The sequence below is a fragment of the Bibersteinia trehalosi genome, assembly GCF_004346205.1.
Taxonomy (GTDB): Bacteria; Pseudomonadota; Gammaproteobacteria; order Enterobacterales; family Pasteurellaceae; genus Bibersteinia; species Bibersteinia trehalosi.
The window spans coordinates 18,706-42,137 of the sequence record NZ_SMAM01000001.1 but is presented as its reverse complement, the minus strand read 5'-3'; the positions used below and the strand labels follow the sequence as shown (position 1 = coordinate 42,137).

Annotated in this window: 23 protein-coding genes and 2 riboswitches; of the genes, 5 read left to right on the top strand and 18 right to left on the bottom strand. The window is 40.1% G+C overall.

Features of this window, described 5'->3' with window-relative positions; all coding sequences use genetic code 11:
- The 11 genes from tolR to hemC all read right to left on the bottom strand — a co-directional run bounded on the left by tolR (window position 1) and on the right by hemC (window position 9,615).
- The gene (gene tolR / locus EDC51_RS00225) at window positions 1–441 is read right to left on the bottom strand and encodes a colicin uptake protein TolR (RefSeq protein WP_015432265.1); all 441 of its coding nucleotides are present in this window, start codon (window positions 439–441) and stop codon (window positions 1–3) included.
- 60 nt (window positions 442–501) lie between these two features.
- Entirely contained in the window at window positions 502–1,182 is a 681-nt protein-coding gene (gene tolQ / locus EDC51_RS00220) for a protein TolQ (protein WP_015432264.1), read from the bottom strand.
- 33 nt (window positions 1,183–1,215) lie between these two features.
- A complete protein-coding gene (ybgC, locus tag EDC51_RS00215; protein WP_015432263.1) occupies window positions 1,216–1,605 on the bottom strand; it encodes a tol-pal system-associated acyl-CoA thioesterase in 390 nt (129 codons plus the stop codon).
- A gap of 141 nt (window positions 1,606–1,746) precedes the next feature.
- Window positions 1,747–2,034: a cyd operon protein YbgE gene (gene ybgE / locus EDC51_RS00210; protein ID WP_131927848.1), complete on the bottom strand. Its 288-nt coding sequence runs from the start codon at window positions 2,032–2,034 to the stop codon at window positions 1,747–1,749.
- Between the two features lie 13 nt (window positions 2,035–2,047).
- A complete protein-coding gene (locus EDC51_RS00205) occupies window positions 2,048–2,146 on the bottom strand; it encodes a cytochrome bd oxidase small subunit, CydX/CbdX family (RefSeq protein WP_081601334.1) in 99 nt (32 codons plus the stop codon).
- An 11-nt stretch (window positions 2,147–2,157) separates the two neighbouring features.
- Complete coding sequence (gene cydB / locus EDC51_RS00200) at window positions 2,158–3,294, bottom strand: cytochrome d ubiquinol oxidase subunit II (RefSeq protein WP_015432261.1); 1,137 nt, start codon at window positions 3,292–3,294, stop codon at window positions 2,158–2,160.
- Between the two features lie 12 nt (window positions 3,295–3,306).
- A complete protein-coding gene (locus EDC51_RS00195; protein ID WP_015432260.1) occupies window positions 3,307–4,857 on the bottom strand; it encodes a cytochrome ubiquinol oxidase subunit I in 1,551 nt (516 codons plus the stop codon).
- Between the two features lie 378 nt (window positions 4,858–5,235).
- Window positions 5,236–6,501 carry a heme biosynthesis protein HemY gene (locus EDC51_RS00190; RefSeq protein ID WP_125135293.1) on the bottom strand — a complete coding sequence of 422 codons (1,266 nt, stop codon included), beginning with the start codon at window positions 6,499–6,501 and terminating at the stop codon, window positions 5,236–5,238.
- Between the two features lie 13 nt (window positions 6,502–6,514).
- Complete coding sequence (locus EDC51_RS00185) at window positions 6,515–7,909, bottom strand: uroporphyrinogen-III C-methyltransferase (protein ID WP_064318066.1); 1,395 nt, start codon at window positions 7,907–7,909, stop codon at window positions 6,515–6,517.
- 18 nt (window positions 7,910–7,927) lie between these two features.
- Window positions 7,928–8,686 (bottom strand): uroporphyrinogen-III synthase, encoded by a 759-nt coding sequence (locus EDC51_RS00180; RefSeq protein ID WP_015432257.1) that lies wholly within the window; start codon window positions 8,684–8,686, stop codon window positions 7,928–7,930.
- 5 nt (window positions 8,687–8,691) lie between these two features.
- The gene (gene hemC / locus EDC51_RS00175; protein ID WP_131927847.1) at window positions 8,692–9,615 is read right to left on the bottom strand and encodes a hydroxymethylbilane synthase; all 924 of its coding nucleotides are present in this window, start codon (window positions 9,613–9,615) and stop codon (window positions 8,692–8,694) included.
- Window positions 9,616–9,770: 155 nt separating this feature from the next.
- Window positions 9,771–9,856, top strand: a riboswitch (glycine riboswitch).
- A 2-nt stretch (window positions 9,857–9,858) separates the two neighbouring features.
- Window positions 9,859–9,976: riboswitch (glycine riboswitch) on the top strand.
- A gap of 103 nt (window positions 9,977–10,079) precedes the next feature.
- Here hemC and EDC51_RS00170 point away from each other — a divergent pair.
- Window positions 10,080–11,447, top strand: a complete 1,368-nt coding sequence (locus EDC51_RS00170) for an alanine/glycine:cation symporter family protein (RefSeq protein ID WP_015432254.1) — start codon at window positions 10,080–10,082, stop codon at window positions 11,445–11,447.
- A gap of 63 nt (window positions 11,448–11,510) precedes the next feature.
- On the opposite strand, the gene rlmC is transcribed toward EDC51_RS00170, so the two are convergent.
- The 5 genes from rlmC to EDC51_RS00145 form a co-directional block, all read right to left on the bottom strand.
- A complete protein-coding gene (rlmC, locus tag EDC51_RS00165; RefSeq protein WP_131927846.1) occupies window positions 11,511–12,686 on the bottom strand; it encodes a 23S rRNA (uracil(747)-C(5))-methyltransferase RlmC in 1,176 nt (391 codons plus the stop codon).
- Window positions 12,679–13,716, bottom strand: a complete 1,038-nt coding sequence (gene nagZ, locus EDC51_RS00160) for a beta-N-acetylhexosaminidase (protein WP_131927845.1) — start codon at window positions 13,714–13,716, stop codon at window positions 12,679–12,681. The genes rlmC and nagZ overlap by 8 nt, the downstream gene beginning before the upstream one ends.
- A 65-nt stretch (window positions 13,717–13,781) precedes the next feature.
- Complete coding sequence (gene mutH / locus EDC51_RS00155) at window positions 13,782–14,453, bottom strand: DNA mismatch repair endonuclease MutH (protein ID WP_025267153.1); 672 nt, start codon at window positions 14,451–14,453, stop codon at window positions 13,782–13,784.
- A gap of 95 nt (window positions 14,454–14,548) precedes the next feature.
- The gene (recN, locus tag EDC51_RS00150; protein WP_131927844.1) at window positions 14,549–16,222 is read right to left on the bottom strand and encodes a DNA repair protein RecN; all 1,674 of its coding nucleotides are present in this window, start codon (window positions 16,220–16,222) and stop codon (window positions 14,549–14,551) included.
- A gap of 88 nt (window positions 16,223–16,310) precedes the next feature.
- Entirely contained in the window at window positions 16,311–17,501 is a 1,191-nt protein-coding gene (locus EDC51_RS00145) for a BaiN/RdsA family NAD(P)/FAD-dependent oxidoreductase (protein ID WP_025267155.1), read from the bottom strand.
- Between the two features lie 49 nt (window positions 17,502–17,550).
- Here EDC51_RS00145 and EDC51_RS00140 point away from each other — a divergent pair, with 49 nt between their 5' ends.
- The 4 genes from EDC51_RS00140 to groL all read left to right on the top strand — a co-directional run bounded on the left by EDC51_RS00140 (window position 17,551) and on the right by groL (window position 21,582).
- On the top strand, window positions 17,551–18,489 hold the full coding sequence (locus EDC51_RS00140) for a DMT family transporter (RefSeq protein ID WP_131927843.1): 939 nt from the start codon (window positions 17,551–17,553) through the stop codon (window positions 18,487–18,489).
- Between the two features lie 33 nt (window positions 18,490–18,522).
- Window positions 18,523–19,407: an NAD(+) kinase gene (locus EDC51_RS00135; protein ID WP_015432247.1), complete on the top strand. Its 885-nt coding sequence runs from the start codon at window positions 18,523–18,525 to the stop codon at window positions 19,405–19,407.
- A gap of 133 nt (window positions 19,408–19,540) precedes the next feature.
- Window positions 19,541–19,828, top strand: coding sequence for a co-chaperone GroES (locus EDC51_RS00130; protein ID WP_025289181.1), 288 nt, complete (start codon window positions 19,541–19,543; stop codon window positions 19,826–19,828).
- A gap of 110 nt (window positions 19,829–19,938) precedes the next feature.
- Window positions 19,939–21,582, top strand: a complete 1,644-nt coding sequence (gene groL, locus EDC51_RS00125; RefSeq protein WP_025267158.1) for a chaperonin GroEL — start codon at window positions 19,939–19,941, stop codon at window positions 21,580–21,582.
- Window positions 21,583–21,635: 53 nt separating this feature from the next.
- On the opposite strand, the gene EDC51_RS00120 is transcribed toward groL, so the two are convergent.
- Window positions 21,636–22,574: a substrate-binding domain-containing protein gene (locus EDC51_RS00120; RefSeq protein WP_015432244.1), complete on the bottom strand. Its 939-nt coding sequence runs from the start codon at window positions 22,572–22,574 to the stop codon at window positions 21,636–21,638.
- Window positions 22,571–23,269 carry a pyruvate formate lyase-activating protein gene (locus EDC51_RS11030; RefSeq protein WP_131927842.1) on the bottom strand — a complete coding sequence of 233 codons (699 nt, stop codon included), beginning with the start codon at window positions 23,267–23,269 and terminating at the stop codon, window positions 22,571–22,573. The genes EDC51_RS00120 and EDC51_RS11030 overlap by 4 nt, the downstream gene beginning before the upstream one ends.
- Window positions 23,270–23,432 lie beyond the last annotated feature (163 nt).

Genomic DNA, 23,432 nt, shown 5'->3' with positions numbered 1-23,432 from the left:
TTATTTGCCTTCAGTCATTAAACCAACAGATTTAATGCCCGCATCTTTTAATAATGAAATACCTTTCATCACCTCTTCATAAGGTACATCTTTACCACCTGCAACCAAAAATAACGTATTGTTATCTTTTTGAAAGGCATCCGCGGCATAAGCAACCACTTCATCATCACTGATATTTTCTGCCCCATTACTCTGGGCATAATTACCTTCAATTTTTAACTTATATAAGCCAACCCCTGCAATCTCTAAAATTACAGGTGTTTTATCTTCATTTGACACCGATTGACTGTGACGATCTTCTGGCAATTCAACTTCTACGCTTTGACTAATAATTGGTGCTGTGGCCATAAAAATCAGTAATAACACCAATAACACATCCAAAAATGGAACAATGTTGATCTCTGATTTAATGTCATTGCGTTTACGACGACGATCAGACATACTTTCCTCTTTCTTAAACCTTTATAACAAGCGGTTTATTTCCCCTTGTTTTTTACAAAATTACTTTTTTGCGAATGCCTGACGATGCAAAATCGTTGTAAATTCATCAATAAAATTCACATAGTTTTGCTCTAATTTATTTACTTTCAAGTTTAAACGGTTGTATGCCATTACCGCAGGAATTGCTGCAAATAAACCTATTGCCGTTGCAATGAGCGCTTCTGCAATACCTGGTGCAACGGATTGTAATGTGGCTTGTTTAACCGCACTTAACCCCATAAATGAATGCATAATACCCCAAACCGTACCAAACAAACCAATATATGGGCTAATTGAGCCAACCGTGCCTAAAAACGGAATATAATTTTCAGCTTGCTCCATTTCACGATTTAAAGCTAAATTCATCGCGCGACTTGATCCTTGAATAATAGCTTCAGGCGAATCTGGATTTGCTTGTTGTAAACGGTTAAATTCCTTAAAGCCGACATAGAAAATTTGCTCAGAGCCATTTAATCCATCACGACGATTCTCTAACCCTTCGTGTAAGCGATGAAGATCTTCACCAGACCAAAAACGATCTTCAAATGTTTCCGATTCTTTTTTCGCACGGTTCAATACTCGACTACGTTGAATAATCACCGCCCAAGAAAGCACTGAGAATGTAATTAAAACTAAAATCACGAGTTTTACTACAATACTCGCTTCCATAAACAATGAAACTAAATTAAATTCAGTTGCCATTAAAAACTCCAAATGGGTAAATTTTTGAATAAATTAGACCGCTTGTAATACCTGTTTTATTTCACTAGGTATTGCCACTGCTTTCATTTTTGCTAAATCAACACTTGCAACGACGACTGTTGCTTCACTTAAACATACATCTTCTCGCCAAAGGCGCTGCGAAAAGACTATTTTCGCACCTTTTAGTTCCAAAATTTGGCTTTCAACTACCAGAAAATCATCAAGTTTAGCTGGGATTTTATAATCTATTTCCATTTTTTTAACAACAAAAGCCAAATTTTCTGCTAACAATTGCTGCTGTGAAAAACCTTTTTCTCGCAAAAATTCTGTTCTTGCCCGTTCAAAAAAATGCAGATAGCGCGCATGATAAACAACACCACCGGCATCTGTATCTTCATAATAAACGCGAATAGGAAATTTCATACGTACCCTGTTTGAATGCAAAAGAAAAACGCCCAAAAACTAGGCGCTGAGGTTCGTCATTTTAGAGAGAGATAATTGCTTATGCAAGCCCTTTTCAATTCAAAATACAAAAATAATCAGGGCTTGTAAAATAAGACTTGACTAAAGCCAAATAAGATAGGAAAGACAAGGAATTAGGATGAAATAACCCACAACAGGAAGGAAAATTACTCTCCATAAGGTTGCTTTTATTTCAAAACCACTACCATGAATCCAGAGTATCACCATTGCATAGAAAACGATAATTACCAACAGCGGAGACACTTCACCAAAATAGTGAGCAAAAAGCGATGATTTCAACAAGATCATCACAAACATTGCTGAAGCTAGGATAAAAGAAAGGGCCTTTAGCCAGCCCTTTCTTGTCATATTATAAAGAGAATGAATCATTTTTCCTTCTCAATTACTCGTCAAACTTACCTGTTTTCTCAATGCTGATCGTAACCACAGTTGCGAATAACACAGCAAGTAAGATACCTAAAAACCAACTAACATAAAGCATTGTGTTTCTCCTTAGTATAAGCTTGCTTTGTTATCTTCAATAAATTTCGAATCTAAACGACCGAACATTTTGAAGTATGACCAAACCGTATAAGAGAGCACTAATGGTACGAAAATCAATGCTACAATTAACATCACGGTGAGAGTATTCTGGCTTGCAGTTGCATCCCATACAGTTAAGCTCATTTCTGGATGAGAAATAGAAGGCATAATGAATGGGAACATCGATACTGCAGCGGTTAAAATAACACCAACAATAGTGATTGATGATGAGAAGAATGCAAAACCAGAACGGTTAGCTTTTGAACTAGCAACAGTTAATAATCCACCGATCACAACTAACGCAGGAACGATCCAAAGAATCGGCATTTCTGCATAGTTTTTAAACCAAGCCGCACTTTCCAACTCAACTGATTTGTTAGTTAGCAATGACGGCGCATTGTGGTCTAGCTGACTAGTAATCACAAAACCATCTTTGAAATATAACCATGCGCCAGCAGCTAAAAATGCAACCACCGTGACAGCTGCGGTAATTTGTGCAATACCACGAACGCGATTGCGTAATTCACCTGTAGTTTTCATTTGTAACCAGGTTGCGCCTTGGGTAGTTAGCATCATTAAGCTCACGACACCACAAAGTAATGCAAATGGATTTAGCAAGCCAAAGAATGAACCTGTGTATTGAACTTGGTTGATATTGTTAAATTCAAATGGTACACCTTGCAATAAATTACCAAATGCAACACCGAAAATGAGTGATGGAACAAATCCACCAACAAATAAGCCCCAATCCCAAGCACTACGCCATCTTTGATCATCAATTTTTGCACGATACTCAAAGCCTACTGGACGGAAGAATAGCGCAGCAAGCACTAAAATCATCGCGATGTAGAAACCTGAGAATGAAGTCGCATAGACTGTAGGCCATGCAGCAAAAATTGCACCACCTGCAGTTAATAACCATACTTGGTTACCATCCCAGTGAGGTGCTACTGAGTTAATCATAATACGGCGCTCAACATTACTCTTACCTGCAATTGGTAACAGAGTTAATACGCCCATATCAAAGCCATCAGTAATCGCAAAACCAATGAGTAGAACAGCAATTAGCACCCACCAAATAAAGCGTAGAATCTCATAATCTAACATTTCTAACTCCTATTATTTCGCAGATTGCTCAAAGTGATAACGACCTGTTTTTAATGCACTTGGACCAAGTTTGCCATATTTAAACATTAAATACATTTCTACAATTAGGAATAAGGTGTATAAACCACAGAGTAAACCAATAGATAACCATAGTTCACCCGTTGTTAATGCAGAGTTTGCAACGCCCGTTGGCAACATTTCATAGATTGCCCATGGCTGACGCCCATATTCTGCCAAGAACCAACCACTTTCAATTGCAATCCATGGTAGTGGGATAGCCCATAACATCACGCGCAAGAACATTGGATGTTTTGCCACAGTATTACGCATATTTTTAACAAATGCTGTTGCAATTAATAATAGCATCAAGCCACCAGCTGCTAACATAATACGGAATGCCCAGAAAGTTGGCCCTACATTAGGTACAGTTGCATCAGCTGCTTTTTGGATTTGCTCTTCTGTTGCATCAATTACATTAGGTGCATATTGTTTGAGTAATAAACCAAAAGCTAAATCTTTTTGTACTAATTTAAATGCCGCTTTTTCTTCTTCTGTATAGCTGCCTGTACGTAATTTTTCAAGCAATGCATAAGCAACCATACCATTACGAACACGTTGCACGTTCTCATTACGAATGTCTTTAACGCCTTTAATTTCCTTATCCAAAGAACGAGTTGCAATGATACCTGCCGCGTAAGGTACAGCAATTGCCATTTCATGACGCATTTCTTTTGTATTCGGAATCACAAATGCATTCCATGCTGCTGGCGCTGGGTGTGTGTCAAATTCACCCTCCATTGCAGCTAATTTCATTGGCTGAGTTTGACCGATTTCATAACCAGCTTCATCACCAGCTAACACCACTGCAATAATCGCTAATAGACCAAAGCTTGCCCCCACAGAAAATGAACGACGCGCAAACGGTAAATCACGACCTTTTAAAATATAGTAAGCGCTAATGCTTAAAACGAAGATAGCACCGCAAACATAACCGGCACTGACAGTATGAACAAATTTAGTTTGCGCAACAGGATTTAACCATAAATCCATAAAGCTCACTAATTCCATTCGCATTGTTTCGAAGTTAAACTCTGCTGCTGTAGGGAATTGCATCCAACCATTAGCAACCAAGATCCACATTGCTGAAAAGTTAGAACCAAAAGCAACCATATATGTTGTAAATAAGTGTTTAGCTTTTGACAAGCGATCCCAACCAAAGAAGAAAAGACCAATGAAGGTTGATTCTAGGAAGAACGCCATTAAGCCTTCAATGGCTAATGGAGCACCAAAGATATCACCAACATAGTGAGAATAATAAGACCAGTTAGTACCAAATTGGAACTCCATTGTGATACCGGTTGTCACACCTAGGGCAAAGTTAATACCAAATAATTTACCCCAGAACTTGGTCATATCTTTATACACTTCTTTACCTGTGGTTACATAAAGTGTTTCCATCACGACAAGCACGAAAGAAAGACCTAATGTGAGCGGTACAAATAAGAAGTGGTAGAGTGCAGTTAAAGCAAACTGCAAGCGCGAGAGTTCAACAACGTCCAACATCTCAAACCTCTTTATATTTCAAGCCTGATTAAACGGTTACAAACAATTTGCAACCACCCCAAAAACCGATAAGTGTCTATTTTATTGAAAAAATTACACTTATAGTCGGTTGCATATTTTACTCATAAATACACAAAGAAAAAATAGTAAAAGAATATTATTAACAAGATTTTTAAATTTAATTTAATAAAATTTAGCAATCTTACTAACATCGTTTTGATATAAATCAAATAGCTAAAATAGTACGAGAATGTATATTCTGAGTACGATTTATTTAATTTGTAAAATTAAATCCAAAATTGACCGCTTGCGAAAAGTAAAAACCCCTCCGAGAAGGAGGGGCTTACTTAACACTAAATGTACTTAGCAAAATATTTGCTATTTCTGCGCAATCTGCTCTGGTAATGCGAGTATTTCTGATGAAATATCTTGTTGCTCAATTGCTTCAACATTCACGGATTTCAAATTCTCTGCTTTTAAACGCGCAACCAATTCTAAATCGTGAGTTTGCTCCGCAACATATAATGCCATAATACGATCATTGGCTTCACATTCATGATGTTCAAGCAATTGAACAAAGTAAGGTTTTGCTTTATCAAATAAGCCATCTCGAGTGTAAATATATCCCAATGCTCGCGCATAATCGTCCGAGTAATTTTCTCGCGCTTTTTCAGCCCGTTTAGCTAACAGTTTAACGAGTTTACTCTCTTGATCTACTTGTAAACGTGTCAATTGGACAAAGAACAAATCTAATTGCTCGTCCTCAAATTTCTTCAAGGTTTCCAAGGCAATCTCACCGGCAGAATCATGATCATCGCTATCGATCAAACGCTTAATCACCGCAGAGCGAGTATAAACTGAACGACGGCGACGGCTTGGTTGCTCTTCCCACCATTTCAGTAAGCCTTCTTGCCCTTCCTCATTAAGAATTTCATCCAGTAGGCCATCATCAGCTTCTCGTACTAATGCTTCATATTCCTCAGCCTCTAAGAAACTACGTTGTCCAATGGTTTCCAAAATAGCATCTAATGCTTTATACGCTTTTGATTTCTGATAGATCTCAATCGCTAGTCGTTGCGCATCAACATTATTTGGTGCTAACTCCAATAAGCTATCTACAGCGCTGCGTGCTGCTGGCAATTTTTCTTGTTGTAATAACAAACGCGTACGAGCCAATTCAACAGCAACAGAATTAGGGCCGGCTAATTTTGCTGCTTCCATTAAATACTGATTCGCTGAAAAAGCATCACCTTGCAACTGTGCGGCTTCTGCTGCCTTAATAAAGTTTAATACTGGCTCTTCAGAATGTTTCGCATTCTTGCTGATTAATTTCTCTGCCTTAGAATAATTCCCTTCGGTCATTTTCATTAAACCTTCAAGGGTCTGCTTTTGTGCTTTCTTACGTTTACGATTACCAAACCAGTGATAAGAATCACGGCTTAAACGTAAAAATCGACTAATAATCCATTCCGCTAAGTAAACAATAGCCATTGCTAATGCAAAGAAAACAACTAACATTACCAAGCTCATTTCAATAACTTTAGTATCGGTTTCAATCCGCACATAGCCTTGATGCCCAGCAATATAAGGACCTGCAATTAAACCTGCTAATACAAGCAACATTAAAAAGAGAACTCGAAACATAATACTATCCTCCTTATTGTTCTGTTGCTGGTGCTAGTGTAGGCTCCGCCGCATCAACTCTTGGTTCTACAGGCATTTGAGCGTCTTCGGCCTTTAGCTGTTCTAAAGCTTTTGTCTCATCCAACTGTACTTTAACAATTGGCTTAGATGCTTTATTCAAATTTCTCTCTAGCAATTCTAGGCTTTGCAATTTATGTGGCGCATCAACATAAATTGACTGCTCTCCCACGCTATCTAGCTCTTTTAAGAATGTCTGCACATCTGCATTTTGCAAATCAAAATAGCTTCTGACCCAAGTAGATACGGCTTCCAAGGATTGTTTGTATAGCTCATTTTGCTGACGCGGTACTGCCAGAATAGCGATTTGTAGGCGTAAACGAATATTTTCACGCAGATAAATTTCCTGATTAGGTGCAATAAATGCCTTGTCGTTTACTACGCGACCTTTATCATTAATGCGGATAAAATGGCTTAAGAATGAATCTGCACTTTTCTCAATATTTTTCTGCCAATCGTCTATAGAATCACTCACTTCCCCATTATCTGCTTTTTCGCTCTCGCCACTATCTGCCATTGGCAGGTTATCGACTAAATTTGCCAATCTCGCCAAACGCTGCATCAGTGTATTCTGATCGATTTCATTCACGCTATCTAAAGTATTAAGATCTGTTTTAATTGCATTACGAATTGCTAATGCTTTTGGATCTGAAACTTGGCTCAGAACATTATCCGCCTCAATCAATAGACTTCTTGCGGTATCAATATCATTGTCTAGCGCCATTTTGCGTAGCGCATTATTGAGTAAAAAATCCGCATCAGAGAACAACCATGCTGTAGGTTCAGCCACAGGATTTGCACCTAAACGCTGAACTTGTTGCTGTAATGCATTAATCTGCTGTGTATATGCATTTTGTTCTTTCTCTAATTGCTCAACTCGGCTATTTGCTTGCTGATACGCATGTGCCAATTGGGCAATTTGTGTTTTTTCTGCCTCAAAACTTGGTATCTCAATTTCCGGCGATTGCATCACGGTTTGGGGCATTTGCGCAACTTTTTGGCCTAATGCTTTAATTTGCCCATCAAGCTCAACAAATTTTTGGTTTCCTAAGAAATAACCTGCGCCGCCTACTCCAAGAGCAACTAATAACGCTAATAAGGCAATACCTGTGCCACCAGATCTTGCCTTTTCTTGTTTAGGTGCTTTATCTGTCATACTCTCATCCTCTTTCTCTGCTTTATCCCTCGCAGAAGCGGTCTCTTTCACTGATTTTTTTGCAAAATCTTCTGTTTTTTCTACCGCTTGCCCCACTTCAGCTGTTTCTGTAACAACTGTTTCAACTTCAACTGACTCAACCGCATGAGTATCCACGTTTTCAACCGTTTTAGGCTTTCTATTTTGTTTGCTCATTTACAGCACCTCTTTCCTTTAAGATTTCATACCTTGCAATACCGATTCCAGCAAGCTGTAGTTGTCTGCTTTTTCTGAAATCGTAATTAAATCACTTTGCCAACCTAATTTTATTGCTAAATTCGCCACTCTACGTCCAACCACAATTAAACGAGATGCCAATAACCAGTCTCGATCGGTCTCTAACGTTTGCGTAAATAGTGTTGATAAAATCTCACCACTAGTGATAACTAAAGTGTCAATACCAGAACGTTTTGCCAAGCTCATTTTTTCAGGCAAATCCTCTGCCCACAATAAACGACGATAGCATTCAACCGTTTCTACCTTTGCCCCTCGTAGCTGAACCTGCTCACTAAAATACTCTCGTCCCGTATTCGCACGTAAAATCACTACTTGCTTATCCGCAAGATTCTGCATACCGGCTAAATTGAGTAAACCTTCGCTATTTTCGCTCTCAATTGGATAGCGAACCGACAACTCTGCTTGACTACAGAAATAATTTGCAGTCCCCTGCCCTACCGCTAAATAAGTTAAATCACTTCGCCATCTAAACCCCGTTTCTTTTAATGCTTTTACCGCAAAATCTACCGCATTTTTAGAAACGGCAAAGACATAATCACCCGCATTTAAACGCGCAAGAACAGAAGGCAGCTGTGGCAACGCATTCCCAGCCTCAATACGCAAAATAGGCTGATGAATCGCAAAAATTTGCCGTTCTGCTAACATATTAACCAGCTGTTGCCCTCGTTCATCAGGGCGAGTAACTAATACATTCATATTAATTAAGCATACACTTCGGCAAGAATTTTATCAGCCCCTTGCGCTAAGAGTTGCTCCGCTATTTTAACGCCCAGCAATTCTGCCTGAGACACAGAAGCTGCACCAGATGCTCGAATAATTTGCGAACCATCTAAAGCCCCTACCAATGCATTCATCGCAATTGTGTTGCCATGCAGTGTCGCATAAGCGCCAATAGGAACTTGACAACCACCCTGCAAACGCGCATTCATAGCACGTTCGGCTTTCACGCAATAAGCCGTTTCTGGGTGATTTAAGCTATTAATATATTTTAACACCCGCTCATCATTAACACGTGTTTCAATCCCTACTGCACCTTGCCCACTGGCAGGCAAAGAATCCTCAACTTCAATAAAACAACGAATACGTTCTTGCAATCCCAAGCGGATTAACCCTGCAGAGGCAAGAATAATTGCATCATACTCGCCATTGTCTAATTTACTTAAACGAGTACCAACATTACCACGCAATGATTTTACTGTTAAATGTGGATAACGAGCCATGAGCTGACATTGACGGCGTAAGCTAGAAGTTCCAACAACAGCCCCCTTAGGCAGCGCATTTAAACTTGCATATTGATTAGAGACGAAAGCATCGCGAGGATCTTCTCGCTGGCAAATCACAGCTAAACCTAAACCTTCAGGAAACTCCATCGGCACATCTTTCATAGAATGCACCGCAAGATCGGCTCGATTTTCTAACAATGCGAGTTCTAATTCTTTAACAAAGAGACCTTTGCCGCCAATTTTAGCTAAGGGGGTATCAAGGATAATATCGCCTTTGGTCACCATCGTAACCAGCTCCACCGATAATTCAGGAAAGCGTTGTTCCAAAGCCTGTTTCACAAAATTCGCCTGCCATAATGCAAGCGGGCTTTGGCGAGTTGCAATTCGAAGTGTTTCTTTCATTATTTTCTCTACATTAAATGTAACGTGGTTATGCTATCACTTTTTGCTAGTTCTGCCAAAAGATCTGCATAGCGAGCAAATAATTTTGTCGATAAGCTCACATTTCTCATTGACAGCCAAAACAAAAGTATTAGAATCCTATTCCTACAGTTCGGATGAAGATAGCTGGAGAGCGGGGGATTGACCCCACACCGACGAGGTAAACTCTTTCAGGTGCGATGGCGAGGACAGCTATTGGACGAACCCTTGGAGAGATCCAATCCGTCATTGTTACCCCAATGGGTAAATAGGAAAATGGACGCCGAAGGCGCAAGCGTTAGCTGTTTAGGCAATGTGAAACGCTCAGGCAAAAGGACAGGGGAGAAAAGCTTATCTTAAGCGGTTAATTTTGCGGATTTTTTGCAAAATACCCGCTTGTCTTTCGCCTTTTCTTTCCTTGTAAGCAGTTTTACGAGGAACCAACAATGTCAATCGACACTATTCTTAATACTATCAACAATATTGTTTGGGGTGCTCCACTTCTGATACTTATTTCAGGTGTAGGTATCTATTTCACTTTCAAACTTAAATTACTCCAACTCTTCCAACTACCTCGCGCATTTAGCTACATTTTCAAAAAAGAAAAAGGCAATGAGCAACAAGGTGATATTTCGGCTTTCGGCGCACTTGCAACCGCACTTGCCGCAACCATCGGTACAGGAAATATTGTCGGTGTTGCCACCGCAATTCAAACTGGTGGCCCTGGTGCGCTATTCTGGATGTGGTTAATAGCTCTATTTGGCATGACAACAAAATATGCCGAATGCTTGCTTGCTATTAAATTCCGCGGCAAAGATAAAGATGGCTATATTGCAGGTGGCCCAATGTACTATATTGAAATGGGAATGGGGCAAAAATGGAAATGGCTTGCTAAATTATTCGCTTTCTTTGGTGTACTTGTGGCACTCTTTGGTATTGGAACATTTCCGCAAGTAAACGGAATTACAACGGCATTACAAGATACTTTTAGCCTCCCGATTAGCCTGACAGCAACCATTCTTACTGTTGCGGTGGCAGCAATCATCTTAGGTGGGGTCAAACGCATCTCAAAAATAGCTACAGTGATTGTGCCATTTATGGCGCTCGCTTATGTCGGCGCGTCCATTTTAATTTTGGTACTGAATGCCGAAAAATTACCAGCTACTATCGCCTTTATCGTGGAATCAGCTTTTAATCCTAGCGCAGCATTTGGAGGAGCTATCGGTTTTACAGTGATGCAGGCAATTCAGTCAGGTGTCGCACGTGGGATCTTCTCTAACGAATCTGGCTTAGGTTCTGCACCTATTGCAGCCGCAGCCGCCCACACTAAAGAACCCGTGCGTCAGGGGCTGATTTCAATGACCGGTACTTTCTTAGATACTATCATTGTGTGCACGATGACCGGCCTAGTCATTGTACTCACCGGAGCATGGCAAGGGTCTGCCCAAGGCGCAGCCATTACTAATCTCGCATTCAATCAAGGGCTATTCAGCAATATCGGCTCAATTATTGTCAGTGTAGGCTTAATTTTCTTTGCTTTCACGACAATTTTAGGCTGGTGCTACTATGGAGAACGCTGTTTTGTCTATTTAACAGGCGGGCGCACCAAAGGGATTAAATTCTATCGTTTAGCCTTTATTGCATTAATTGCCTCAGCACCTTTTATTCAGCTCAATACTATCTGGACTCTCGCTGACATCGTGAATGGTTTAATGGCATTCCCAAACTTAATTGCTTTAGTCGCATTACGTCATGTCGTGTTGGATGAAACCAGAAGCTATTTTGAACGCTTGAAAAAAGGCTTAATTGAATAGTTTAAGTGACTAAAAAACAAGCGATGCAAATTTGCATTTTTTCTGCCAAATTGCACCGCTTGCTTATTTAAGTGTTAAGAAAGTTAAAACTTCATAATGCGAGGTGTGCGGAAACATATCAAATAATTGTACTTTTTCCAGCTGATAGTTGGTTAAACTAGCAAAGTCTTTTGCCATCGTTTGAGCATTACAGCTGGAATAAATCAAATAAGGCGCAGCAAGCTGATTCAGATAGTCCGCTAAGGATTTACCAATCCCCCGGCGAGGCGGATTAACAATGATTAAATCAGGATGCTCCCCTTGTTTATTTAAGGCAAAATTTGCAGAATCCAAGCTAGCAAACTGTACATTTTTCAACCCTAATTGTTCAGCTGATTGAGTAGCACTGGCAATTGCTGAAGCAGAAATCTCAATGCCAGTTAATGCAACCTCAGGATTTTTCTGTTGCAAACTGGCCGCACAATGTAAGCCAAAACCACCGACGCCACAAAAAAGATCCCATAAACGTTGTATTGGTAACTGCGCAACCCAATTTTGAGCAGTTCGATATAACTCACTCGCCACCATTGGGTTTGTTTGGAAAAAACCCTGCGGGCGAATAAAAAGTGGAATACCGTTAAAATTCTCCGCTAATACTCGTCTCTCTGTTAAAAAAATCTCTTTCTCACCTTCCAAAATCGCTGCGTGTTGTGGCTGAATATTTACGCTAACAACAGAATTCATCGGCAGTTTTGCCCAAAAGTCAGCAAACTCTCGCTCAATCAATGGCAATTTCAATTCACTACGCAACACAAAACGGATCATAACCGCTTTATCTAGCTGACTTTGGGTAAGTAAAATATACTTAAGCTCCCCTTTTTTCTTCGCTACGTTATACGGCACCAGCCCTGCTCTCGCGATAAAATCTTTCAAGACAGGAAAAAGTGCGACAAATTCGCTTGGATATAAAGGGCAATCGGTTAAATCCACTGCACTAGATGGATCAGTCTGTTCTCGTAAGATCCCTAAAAGAGGTCTCTCTACACTTCCTGATACCACCATTTTAGCTTTATTACGAAAAGCAGAGGGTGATGAAACAAGCGGTGGAAAAACCTGTGTTTTTTGCAAAATAAAAGGCGAAATCAAGCGTTTGAGATCTGCAACTTTGTCATTGATTTGCGCTGGATAACTTTTATCCAACCACTGACAAGATTGACAATCTTTTCGATCAAAATGGTGGCAACGCAAAAAATTAAGCATGCTGTACTTTCCACTCCAACCAATCATCTTGCAGTTTTGCCAACGATTGGGTTGCTTCACGCCAACGTGTTGTTGCGGTTAATTCGTGCCAAGAAAATTGTTTACGCTTCATCAAACTTAAATGACGCGCTTGTTGTGCTGCTGTTGGTTGATACTTTAAGCCATCAAGTACTTGCACAACCCCTTTCGGTTCATTACAAAGTAACAATAAGTCGCAGCCTGCCTGTAAAGCTTTCTCACTACGCTCTACAAAATTGCCCATAAAGCCCGCACCTTTCATACCAAGATCATCTGAGAAAATCACACCATTAAAATTAAGCTGCTGGCGTAAAACGTCTTTCAGCCAATATGCCGAACCACTCGCGGGCTGGCTATCACATTGAGTATAAACAACATGGGCAGGCATAACTGCTGAGAGTTTATTTTTACTGATAAGCTGTTTAAACGGCTGAATATCATAGCTAAAAATCGTTTCTTTCGAGCGATCATCAAATGGCGTTTCAAGATGGGAATCAGCTAAAACATGCCCATGTCCAGGAAAATGCTTGCCGGTGGTCGCCATTCCTATTTCTAACATGCCATCAATAAAGCTTTCAGCTACTGGTAAAACCCTATGTAGCTCTGAGCCGAAAGAACGATCACCAATTGCTTTACAGTCATGTCCAAGATCAAGCACAGGGGCAAAACTCAGGTCAATATCTAATGCAAACATTTCCGCAGCCATTAACCAACCGGCTTCCTTCGCCGCTTTTTGCTGTTGAATTGGTTCGGCATATATTGTCTGAAATGATTGCATTGCAGGCAATTTGGTAAATCCTTCACGAAAACGCTGTACTCTTCCCCCCTCTTGATCTACAGTCACAAGTAATGGCTTTTTTACCCGCTGACGGAGAGATTTAATCAATGCTTGAATTTGTTCTCTATCATAAAAATTACGGGTAAATAAAATTAAGCCGGAAACTAGCGGATGTGCTAAAATTTCTTGCTCTTCTTGGGTTAATTCTTGTCCTGCTATATCAATTAATAACATTATTTGCTCATCGGTAAAAAATTAGGAAGGGCGTTATTCTACAACGAAATCACTACTCAAGTCGCCTATCGTAGAAAATCACGCAAAATTTGTGCCGTGAATTCCTTACGTAAGTAAAATCCTAATGGCAATGAGCGAATTTTTTCACCTTGTGCATTAAATGCCCCCGCTCGTGCTTTGCTATTCTGCCCTTTAGGGCGCAGCTGCATCACCTCTCCCAACTTAGCATTAATTTCATTCAGCTTACCAAGCACAATCAGCTCCATTAGCTCTTCCCAGTCGCGTTGTAGCTGCCACTCTTGCTCAGGACTTGGTGACCATAGAATTGGCTGACCTATTCGGCGTTCTGCCAATGGAATTTCTCTCTCACCTTGCACTGGGAGCCAAAGCACTTTTTGCAATTTATGACGCACATGTGAGGTTTGCCAGAGTATGCCATGATTATCCGTTAAAGGGGCAAGGCTGACAAAAGTTGTCTCAAGAGGAAACCCTTGTTGATTCACAGGAATTGTTTTAAGCTCAATCCCTAGATGAGCAAAATCTTGCTCTGGTTTGCTTCCAGCTCTTGCTCCTAATGCAGTCTCAATCAGCATCCCCACCCAGCCCTTATCTCGCTTTAAATCTGGTGGTACGGGTATATTTAGTAAGGAGGCAATTTCACCAAGGCTAAATCCCGCTAGCCATTGAGCCTTTTCAAGTAATTCTTGTTCTGAAGCAGAAAAAGTCGCAAGTTTCATAAAGATTCCTTTTGCAAAATTTTCTGTTATTTTACCCGCTTGCTCTCTCTGCGCCAAACGCGAGAAGAGGAAAGCCATTCAAAACTTGACCGATACTACTTTGCAAGCGCCAACATCTCTTGAGCATTAGCCAATACAGCATCAGTAATACAACTGCCACCAAGCAAACGCGCTAGTGCATTCACGCGTTCAACCTCTGTAAGGAGTGTCATTTGTGTTTCAGTTTGGTTATTTTCTACAAATTTCTGGACATTAAAATGATGGTGGCCATGGCTGGCAACTTGCGGTAAGTGCGTTACACAAAGTACTTGGCACTTTTTACCCAGCTGACGCAGCAATTGTCCAACCACTGTTGCTGTTGGTCCACTAATGCCAACATCCACTTCATCAAAAATAATAGTTGGAGTAGAAAGCTTATTTGCAGTTAAAACTTGCACAGCAAGTGAGATTCGAGAAAGCTCACCACCCGATGCAATTTTTGCCAGCGGCTGTGCGCTTTGCCCCAAATTACTGCGTAGGTTAAATTCCACACAATCTGCGCCATTTGGCGAAAGTTTTTCTAGATTATGCTGAATATCAATAAAAAATTCTCCGTTTTCCATCGCCAGTTGCTTAATTTGCTCTGTGACTTTTTTCGCAAGTTTTTGCCCCGCCGCTTGGCGTTTTTGATAAATATCATCTGCAAGTTCAACACAACGTTGGTGAGCTGCTTTTTCATCTAAGATCAGTTGCTCTTCGTTTCCTTCAAAATCAAGTAGTTGCTGTAGCTCAACTTTCAGCGTTTTATGCTGTTTCCATAATTCCTGTGGCTGAACATGATGCTTACGTGCCAGTTGCATTGTTGTGCTAATCCGCTCATCTAGCTCATTCAACAATTCAGGATCTTGCTCAATATTTGTTGCAATTTGTGCAATTTCCGAACTTGCTTCCTGTATTTGAATAAGTGCATCATTGAGCATATCTAATGCAGATTGATAACTTGTATCTAGCTCAACCAGCTCTTCTAACTCTCGAATGGTACGATAAAGCATGGAATCAATATTCAAATCATTATCGCTCAAACTGCCAATCACAGATTGCGATAATGCCGTTAGCTGTTCTGAATTTGCTAATCGACTTTGGTCTTCTTCTAACTGTTCAAACTCGCCTGCTTTAATCGCAAACTCATCCAATTCATCAACCTGATATTGCAATAGCTGTTTACGTGCTTCATTCTCTTTGCATTGTTGATGAAAATTTTTAACCTGCTTGTTTAGCTTTTTCCACACCTGATATTGTTCTGCCATTTGAGTAAGCAAGGTATGGATATCTGCATAATTATCCAATACTTCTAGCTGATATTCACTTTTAAGTAAGAGTTGGGGGGCATGCTGACCATTCAGGTGAATCAAATATTGTCCAAGTTCTCTTAATTGTGAAGCAGGAATTGGGCGATTATTCACAAAAGCTTTTGAACGTCCTTCAAGATTAATCATACGCCGTAAAATACATTCGGATGGATTATCTTCATCAAGCAATTCATGCTCAGCTAGCCAGAGATAAGCGGGGCTAGTTGGCTGCATTGAGAAAGTAGCCGTGATATCCGCTTTGTCTGCACCGTTACGAATCATTGAACTTTCTGAACGGTAACCAAGACATAAGCCGAGTGCATCAATTGCAATAGATTTCCCTGCACCGGTTTCACCGGTAATCACCGACATTCCTTCATTGAGCTCAAGGATAAGATGGCGAACAATCGCAAAATTATTGATAGTAAGTTGAGTAAGCATAAAAACTGGATAATAAAACACTGATTAAACATATAGTATAATTGTTTTATTATCCAGTAAAGCACTTTTGCAAAATTTTTATTATTTTCTAGCGCTTGTTTAAAATCCCTTCAGCACAAGCAAATGCTGACGACCATGCCCATTGAAAATTATACCCACCAAGCCAACCGGTGACATCAAGCACTTCACCAATGAAATAAAGCCCTTGTACATTTTTTGCTTCCATCGTTTTTGATGAAATAAAATCCGTATCTACACCTCCTTTCGTTACTTCTGCAGTACGATAGCCTTCTGTACCATTTGGTAAAAATTGCCAGCGATGGATTAATTGCTCAAGGTATTGCAGATCGGCATTAGAAAGCTGTGCGATTACTTGATCGTTTAGCATTTTTTGCGCTAACCACAATTCCACTAATTTTTTCGGTAAATAGCGAGACAAGACTGTTTTTAGCTGTAATTTCGGCGAAGATTGACGAAGTTCTTGCAAAATATCAATAATATTTTCATTCGGTAATAGATCTATTTCAACCATATCTCCCATTTCCCAATAATTGGAAATCTGCAAAATGGCAGGCCCTGAAAGCCCTCGGTGAGTAAAGAGCATCTGGTTACTAAAACTTTTGTGCCTAGTACTGGCTGTAATAGGTAAGGAAACCCCTGATAAATTCGAAAATACTTTATCACTCTCTTTCCACGTAAAAGGCACTAGACTGGCTCTTGGCGGGATAACCGAGATACCAAATTGTTCGGCAATTTTATAACCAAAAGGGCTTGCACCTAATGCCGGCATTGAAAGCCCACCTGTGGCAATAACGAGATTCTCCGTTTGAAATTGCTCACAAGCGGTTTGAATTTCAAAAAATTTTGCATTTTTTTGGATATTTCCAACCGCTTGGCGCAATAAAATCTCTACGCCACCTTTTTCACATTCCGCCTCTAGCATCTCAACAATCTGTTGCGCACCTTCATCACAAAATAGCTGGCCAAGTTCTTTTTCGTGATAGGTAATGCCATAACTGACCACCAGCGAAATAAAATCCCAGTTGGTATAACGAGAGAGTGCTGATTTTACAAAATGGCGGTTTTGGCTCAAATAATGATTAGAACCTACCTCTAGATTAGTAAAATTACAAAAACCTCCACCCGACATCAAAATTTTACGACCGATCTTTTTGCCGTTATCCAACACTAGTACTGATTTACCGCCCTGCCCGAGTTGGGCTGCACAAAATAAGCCTGCTGCCCCTGCTCCGATAACCACTGCATCGTATTGTTTCATATTGTTCCTTTCGATAAAATTCAAATTTTCTGTCTATTTTATACTGATTATGCTCTCACGCCGTTATTTAATTTTAATCAACCTGTTTTATGTGTTGGGCATAGGCTTAAATATCGTGCTATTACGTTTTTTAAGTCAACATATTGAGCCACTTAATAATAATGGAATCCGATTTTTAGCCGGCGGTATCGTATTGAGCCTGTTTGCTATTTGGCAGTATCCCACGCAATTGCGGCTATTGCTTACTCAGCCGAAAAATATACTAATGAGCATACTCGTTGGTCTCATGCTGGCAGCTAATATGTATTTTTGGCTCAAAGGCACTCAATTAACCAATGCCGTAACTGCATCACTATTTGGTGTGCTGGCGATGCCATTTGGCGTATTAATTGCCGCACTTTTTTATCCAGATGAAAGACAAAAAACCCGCAACAAAGGTTTCTGGTTGGGTTCTGCTTTAACTATTCTCGGGGCTTTTGGCTTTATCTGGTATGGCAACTCCTTAACTATTGATGAAGGGTTCACGCTGGGATCGCTATTTTTATTTCTCTCAATTTGTATTCGAAACACACAAAACTTAATCGTAAAATCGGCAAGATCAGTCAGTATGTTTGCCTTTAGCTGCTTTACCTCACTCTCTGCCTCATTTTCAAGTCTATTTTTAAGTATGCAAAATTCGACATTAAGCGAACTCCATTCGCTGCCTGTTTGGCTTATTGTATTACTGATTGCGGCGGGTATTTACGCTGTTTTTGCAGCAATGGCGCTAGCTTTTAATATTATTCAACAACAGGGCTTAATTACCTACCAAGTGCTAGAACTGCTTATCCCCGTCACCACCGCAATTGCGGCGTATTTTATTTTAGGTGAAGCGATTCATTTTATTCAGCTTGTTTTTGCAATCATTGTGATCATTGGAGCAAGTTGTGCCTTAGGCATAATAAAAGTAAGTCGTCATAAAGTAGCGGCCTCAGCAAAATCAGCGTAAAATAACGACATTTTTACTCTCAGAAACAGAATTATGGCATTCACTTCTCCTTTTAATACCATTGCAATTGTGGGTAAACCGCGCCACAACGCGGCTTTTGAAACCCATCTGTCGGTTTATAATTGGCTAAAAGACCATCGTTATAATGTGATGCTTGATGCTCAAGTGGCAAAGATTTGCGATATTCCCCATGGCTACAGTATTGAACAAATTGGAGAGCAAGCAGATTTGGTCATAGTGATTGGGGGCGATGGAAATATGCTTGGCATGGCTCGCCGTCTTGCCAAATATAATGTGCCATTGATCGGGATCAATCGCGGCAATCTAGGTTTTTTAACCGATATTGCTCCGCAAACCGCCTTCGAACAGCTACACAGTTGCCTAAGACGGCAAGAGTTCTTTATTGAAGAACGTTTCTTACTGCAAGCTAAAATTGAACGTAACGGCAAAATTATTGAATCCAACAATGCCTTAAATGAAATTGTGGTACATTCTAGCCAAATTGCCAAAACCATTGATTTTGAAGTCAGTATTGATGGTAAGTTTGCTTTTTCTCAGCGTTCTGATGGTTTAATTATCGCAACACCAACTGGCTCAACCGCATATTCGCTTTCTGCTGGCGGCCCTATTTTAACCCCGAATTTAAATGCGATTGCGCTGGTGCCAATGAATCCACACAGTTTAGCTTCTCGCCCGTTAGTCGTGAGCGGAGACAGTCTGATTTCTCTGCGTTTTGCTCGCTATAATCAGCCTAATTTGATGCTCTCTTGCGATAGCCAAGAACTTTTTCCCTTTGATGTAGATGACCGCATTATTGTGAAAAAAAGCCCTGCTCCGCTGAAATTATTACACTTAAAAGACTATAACTATTTTACAGTGTTAGGTTCCAAGCTTGGCTGGTTAAGCAAATTATTCTAACAAGCGCACGTTTTTGCAAATTTTTTTGCAAATTTTACCGCTTGCCCCTTGAAATCATTTTACACGCCCTTAAATACTCGCTCGTTGCGCCATTTAAAGGGCGTAAAATTTTTAATTATTTAGGAGAAACACAATGAATATTCGTCCTTTACACGACAAAGTGATCTTAAAACGTGAAGAAATTGAAACTAAATCTGCAGGCGGTATTGTACTGACTGGTTCAGCAGCACAAAAATCTAACCGTGGTAAAGTCTTAGCGGTAGGTAACGGTCGCACATTAGATAACGGCACTGTGTTACCACTCAATGTGAAAGTGGGTGATGTGGTGATTTTCAATGATTTCGCTGCAAAAGAAGAAAAAATTGATGGCGAAGAAGTGTTGATTATTTCGGAAGATAACATTCTAGCGATTGTAGAATAATGGAATGGGGCGAATGTAATTCGCCCCTACGATGTTTTATAAATAAATTTTATTCATTCACAAATATGTAGGGGCGTATTGCATACGCCCTCAAAATAAGGAACAAAAAAATGGCAGCAAAAGACGTTAAATTTGGCAATGATGCTCGTGTAAAAATGTTAAACGGCGTGAACATTCTTGCAGACGCAGTAAAAGTAACCTTAGGTCCAAAAGGCCGTAACGTGGTGTTAGATAAATCTTTCGGCGCACCAACTATTACCAAAGACGGTGTATCTGTGGCTCGTGAAATTGAGTTAGAAGATAAATTTGAAAATATGGGCGCACAAATGGTAAAAGAAGTTGCGAGCAAAGCAAACGATGCAGCTGGCGATGGTACCACTACTGCAACTGTACTTGCACAAGCTATCGTAAACGAAGGTTTAAAAGCAGTTGCCGCAGGTATGAACCCAATGGATTTAAAACGTGGGATTGATAAAGCGGTTTCTGCGGTAGTGGAAGAGTTAAAAGCGATTTCTAAACCATGTGAAAGCTCAAAAGAGATTGAGCAAGTCGGTACAATTTCTGCAAACTCTGATGAAACTGTAGGTAAATTGATTGCTCAAGCGATGGAAAAAGTGGGCAAAGAAGGTGTGATTACCGTTGAAGATGGTACAGGCTTAGAAGATGCGTTAGATGTAGTTGAAGGTATGCAATTTGACCGTGGCTATCTTTCTCCATACTTCATCAACAAACCTGAAAATGGCACAGTGGAATTAGAAAATCCATATATTTTATTAGTAGATAAAAAAATCTCTAACATTCGTGAAGTATTAGCGGTGTTAGAAGCGGTAGCAAAAGCAGGTAAACCATTACTTATTATCGCAGAAGATATTGAAGGCGAAGCATTAGCAACCTTAGTGGTGAATACGATGCGTGGTATCGTGAAAGTGGCTGCGGTGAAAGCACCAGGCTTTGGTGATCGCCGTAAAGCAATGTTACAAGATATTGCGATTTTAACCGCAGGTACCGTAATTTCTGAAGAGATCGGTATGGAGCTTGAAAAAGCAACCCTTGAAGAGCTAGGTCAAGCAAAACGTGTGGTGATCAGCAAAGACAATACCACTATCATTGATGGTATCGGTGATGAAGCACAAATTAAAGGTCGTATTGCCCAAATTCGCCAACAAATTGAAGATTCAACCTCTGACTACGACAAAGAGAAATTGCAAGAGCGTGTAGCGAAACTCGCTGGCGGTGTGGCGGTAATCAAAGTGGGTGCAGCAACCGAAGTTGAAATGAAAGAGAAAAAAGACCGTGTTGATGATGCCCTTCACGCAACTCGTGCCGCAGTAGAAGAAGGTATCGTCCCTGGTGGTGGTGTGGCATTAGTGCGTGCAGCAACTAAAGTTGCTCAAACATTAAAAGGCGACAACGAAGAGCAAAATGTGGGGATCAAATTAGCCCTTCGTGCGATGGAAGCTCCACTTCGTCAAATCGTGACCAATGCGGGTGAAGAAGCGTCAGTTGTGGCTCGTAACGTCAAAGACGGTAGCGGTAACTACGGCTATAATGCAGGCACAGAGCAATATGGCGATATGTTAGAAATGGGTATCTTAGATCCAACCAAAGTAACTCGTTCTGCATTACAATTTGCAGCATCTATTGCAGGCTTAATGATCACGACTGAATGTATGATCACCGACTTACCAAAAGATGAAAAAGCAGACCTTGCTGCTGGTATGGGCGGTATGGGTGGAATGGGCGGAATGATGTAATTCCCTTTTACCCCCTAAACAAAATGCCACGAGATTAAATCTCGTGGCATTTTTTAGCTCAATTTAAATGGAACAATACGTTGCTCAATATGCCTATCGCCATTAATTTGTTTCATTAACATTTCAACCGCCCAGTGACCAGCGGTCTGATAACCAAAGTCTAAACAAATCATATCAGGTATAAGATATTGCAGCAGCTCATTTTTGCCAATACAAGCAAGCGGGACTTTTTGTTCATTTTTTTGCAAAAATTTTAATGCCCCTATAGCTAAGCTACTACTCGCACATACAATGGCATCCACTTCTTGCTCAAATAATTTTGTAATATTCTGATAGCCACTTTCTGCGCTTAACTCACCTAGGACGGAATTGCTCTCCATACAATGCTTTTGACAAAAACGTTGATAGCTTGCATTACGCAATTTTCCAGTTGTTTCATCATTCGCATTGACACCTAGGTAACCGATATGACGATACCCCTTTTGATAAAATTCAGTAAGTAAATAACTTACCGCATTCTCATCGTCATATAAAATTGCCGAGTAACCAGGATACTGCCTTGCAATTGTTACAAGACTCGATTTCCACAATTTTAACGCATCCTGGTTTAGCCCTGAAAAACCAAATAATATTACACCATCCACTTGTCTTTGCCGAAATACTTGTAAATGACGCTTAACTAACTCTTCTTGAAACTGGCTCTCGACAATCAGGGGGGTAATATTCTGTAAATGTAACTCTTGTAGAATCTTACTCAACGTTTGAGATTCAGAAGTTGAATTCAAGCGAGTCACAATAATACCCACCACGCGTTCTGAAATACCACGCATAGCGCGTGCACTACGGTTAGGCTGAAATCCTAGTCGATCAATAGTTTCTTGCACGCGTAGGCGAGTTTCCTCTTTCACATTTGGATCTTTATTCAAAACTCGTGAAACTGTTGATTTCCCAACTTTACAAATCTGGGCTATATCGTTAATGGTATATTTCATTTGTCATTAATATTCAAAGGCGCATCAAATGGTGGCAATATCTCAATCTCAGGATTAGGATACTTTGTATCTGAATGTTGCTCGCTCCCTTTCGTATCCTGATTATTTTCAATTAGACTATGGTGAATCATTTCTGATGACACAACATTTGTCTCCAAACCCAGACTCTCTGGCACAATTGCGTTTTCTTTCGTTTCAACCGGAGCTGAAACTAACGTTTTTGGCACATCTTTTAATAAAGTACGTCCAATTTCAACTCGCGGATCTAGCCAAACAGATACTACCGCATTATTAAAGTCTTGATTAAACTCTTCTGGAATAACTTGATCATTTAAAATGAAATAACCGCGATCTTCCAAGGCTATGTAGCTTAGCCGATCATCAGTACGAATATTCGGCATAATTTTTCTTAAACGTTCAACAACACTGTCTTGTTCAGGCAATGTAATACCAAGGTTTGACCAAGAACGTGCCAGAGAAATTGCAAAATCACGTCCTTCCACAGGCTTAGCATATTTTAACGTCAGCATAAGTGGGCGAGAGCCCTCTACATATCCCCCATCCTCTGAAAAAAGGGCGATATTATAGATCTTAAAAGGCCCCCAGATATAATCTGCATCACTTATCTTTAGCCATTGTGCAACCGACTGTGCTGAAAGAAAAACAGAGAGCAAAATAAAAAAACGACGTATCATTCTATTCACATAATACAAAGCAAAATATGTACATTATAGCGCTAAAACAAAATAATCCCCATGCAATAAAGAATAAATTGTGATCGAGTTCAAAAATTTAATATTTTATACTTATGAAATGAAATGAAAATGTTAATATTATTAACAGAATTTAACCATGAAG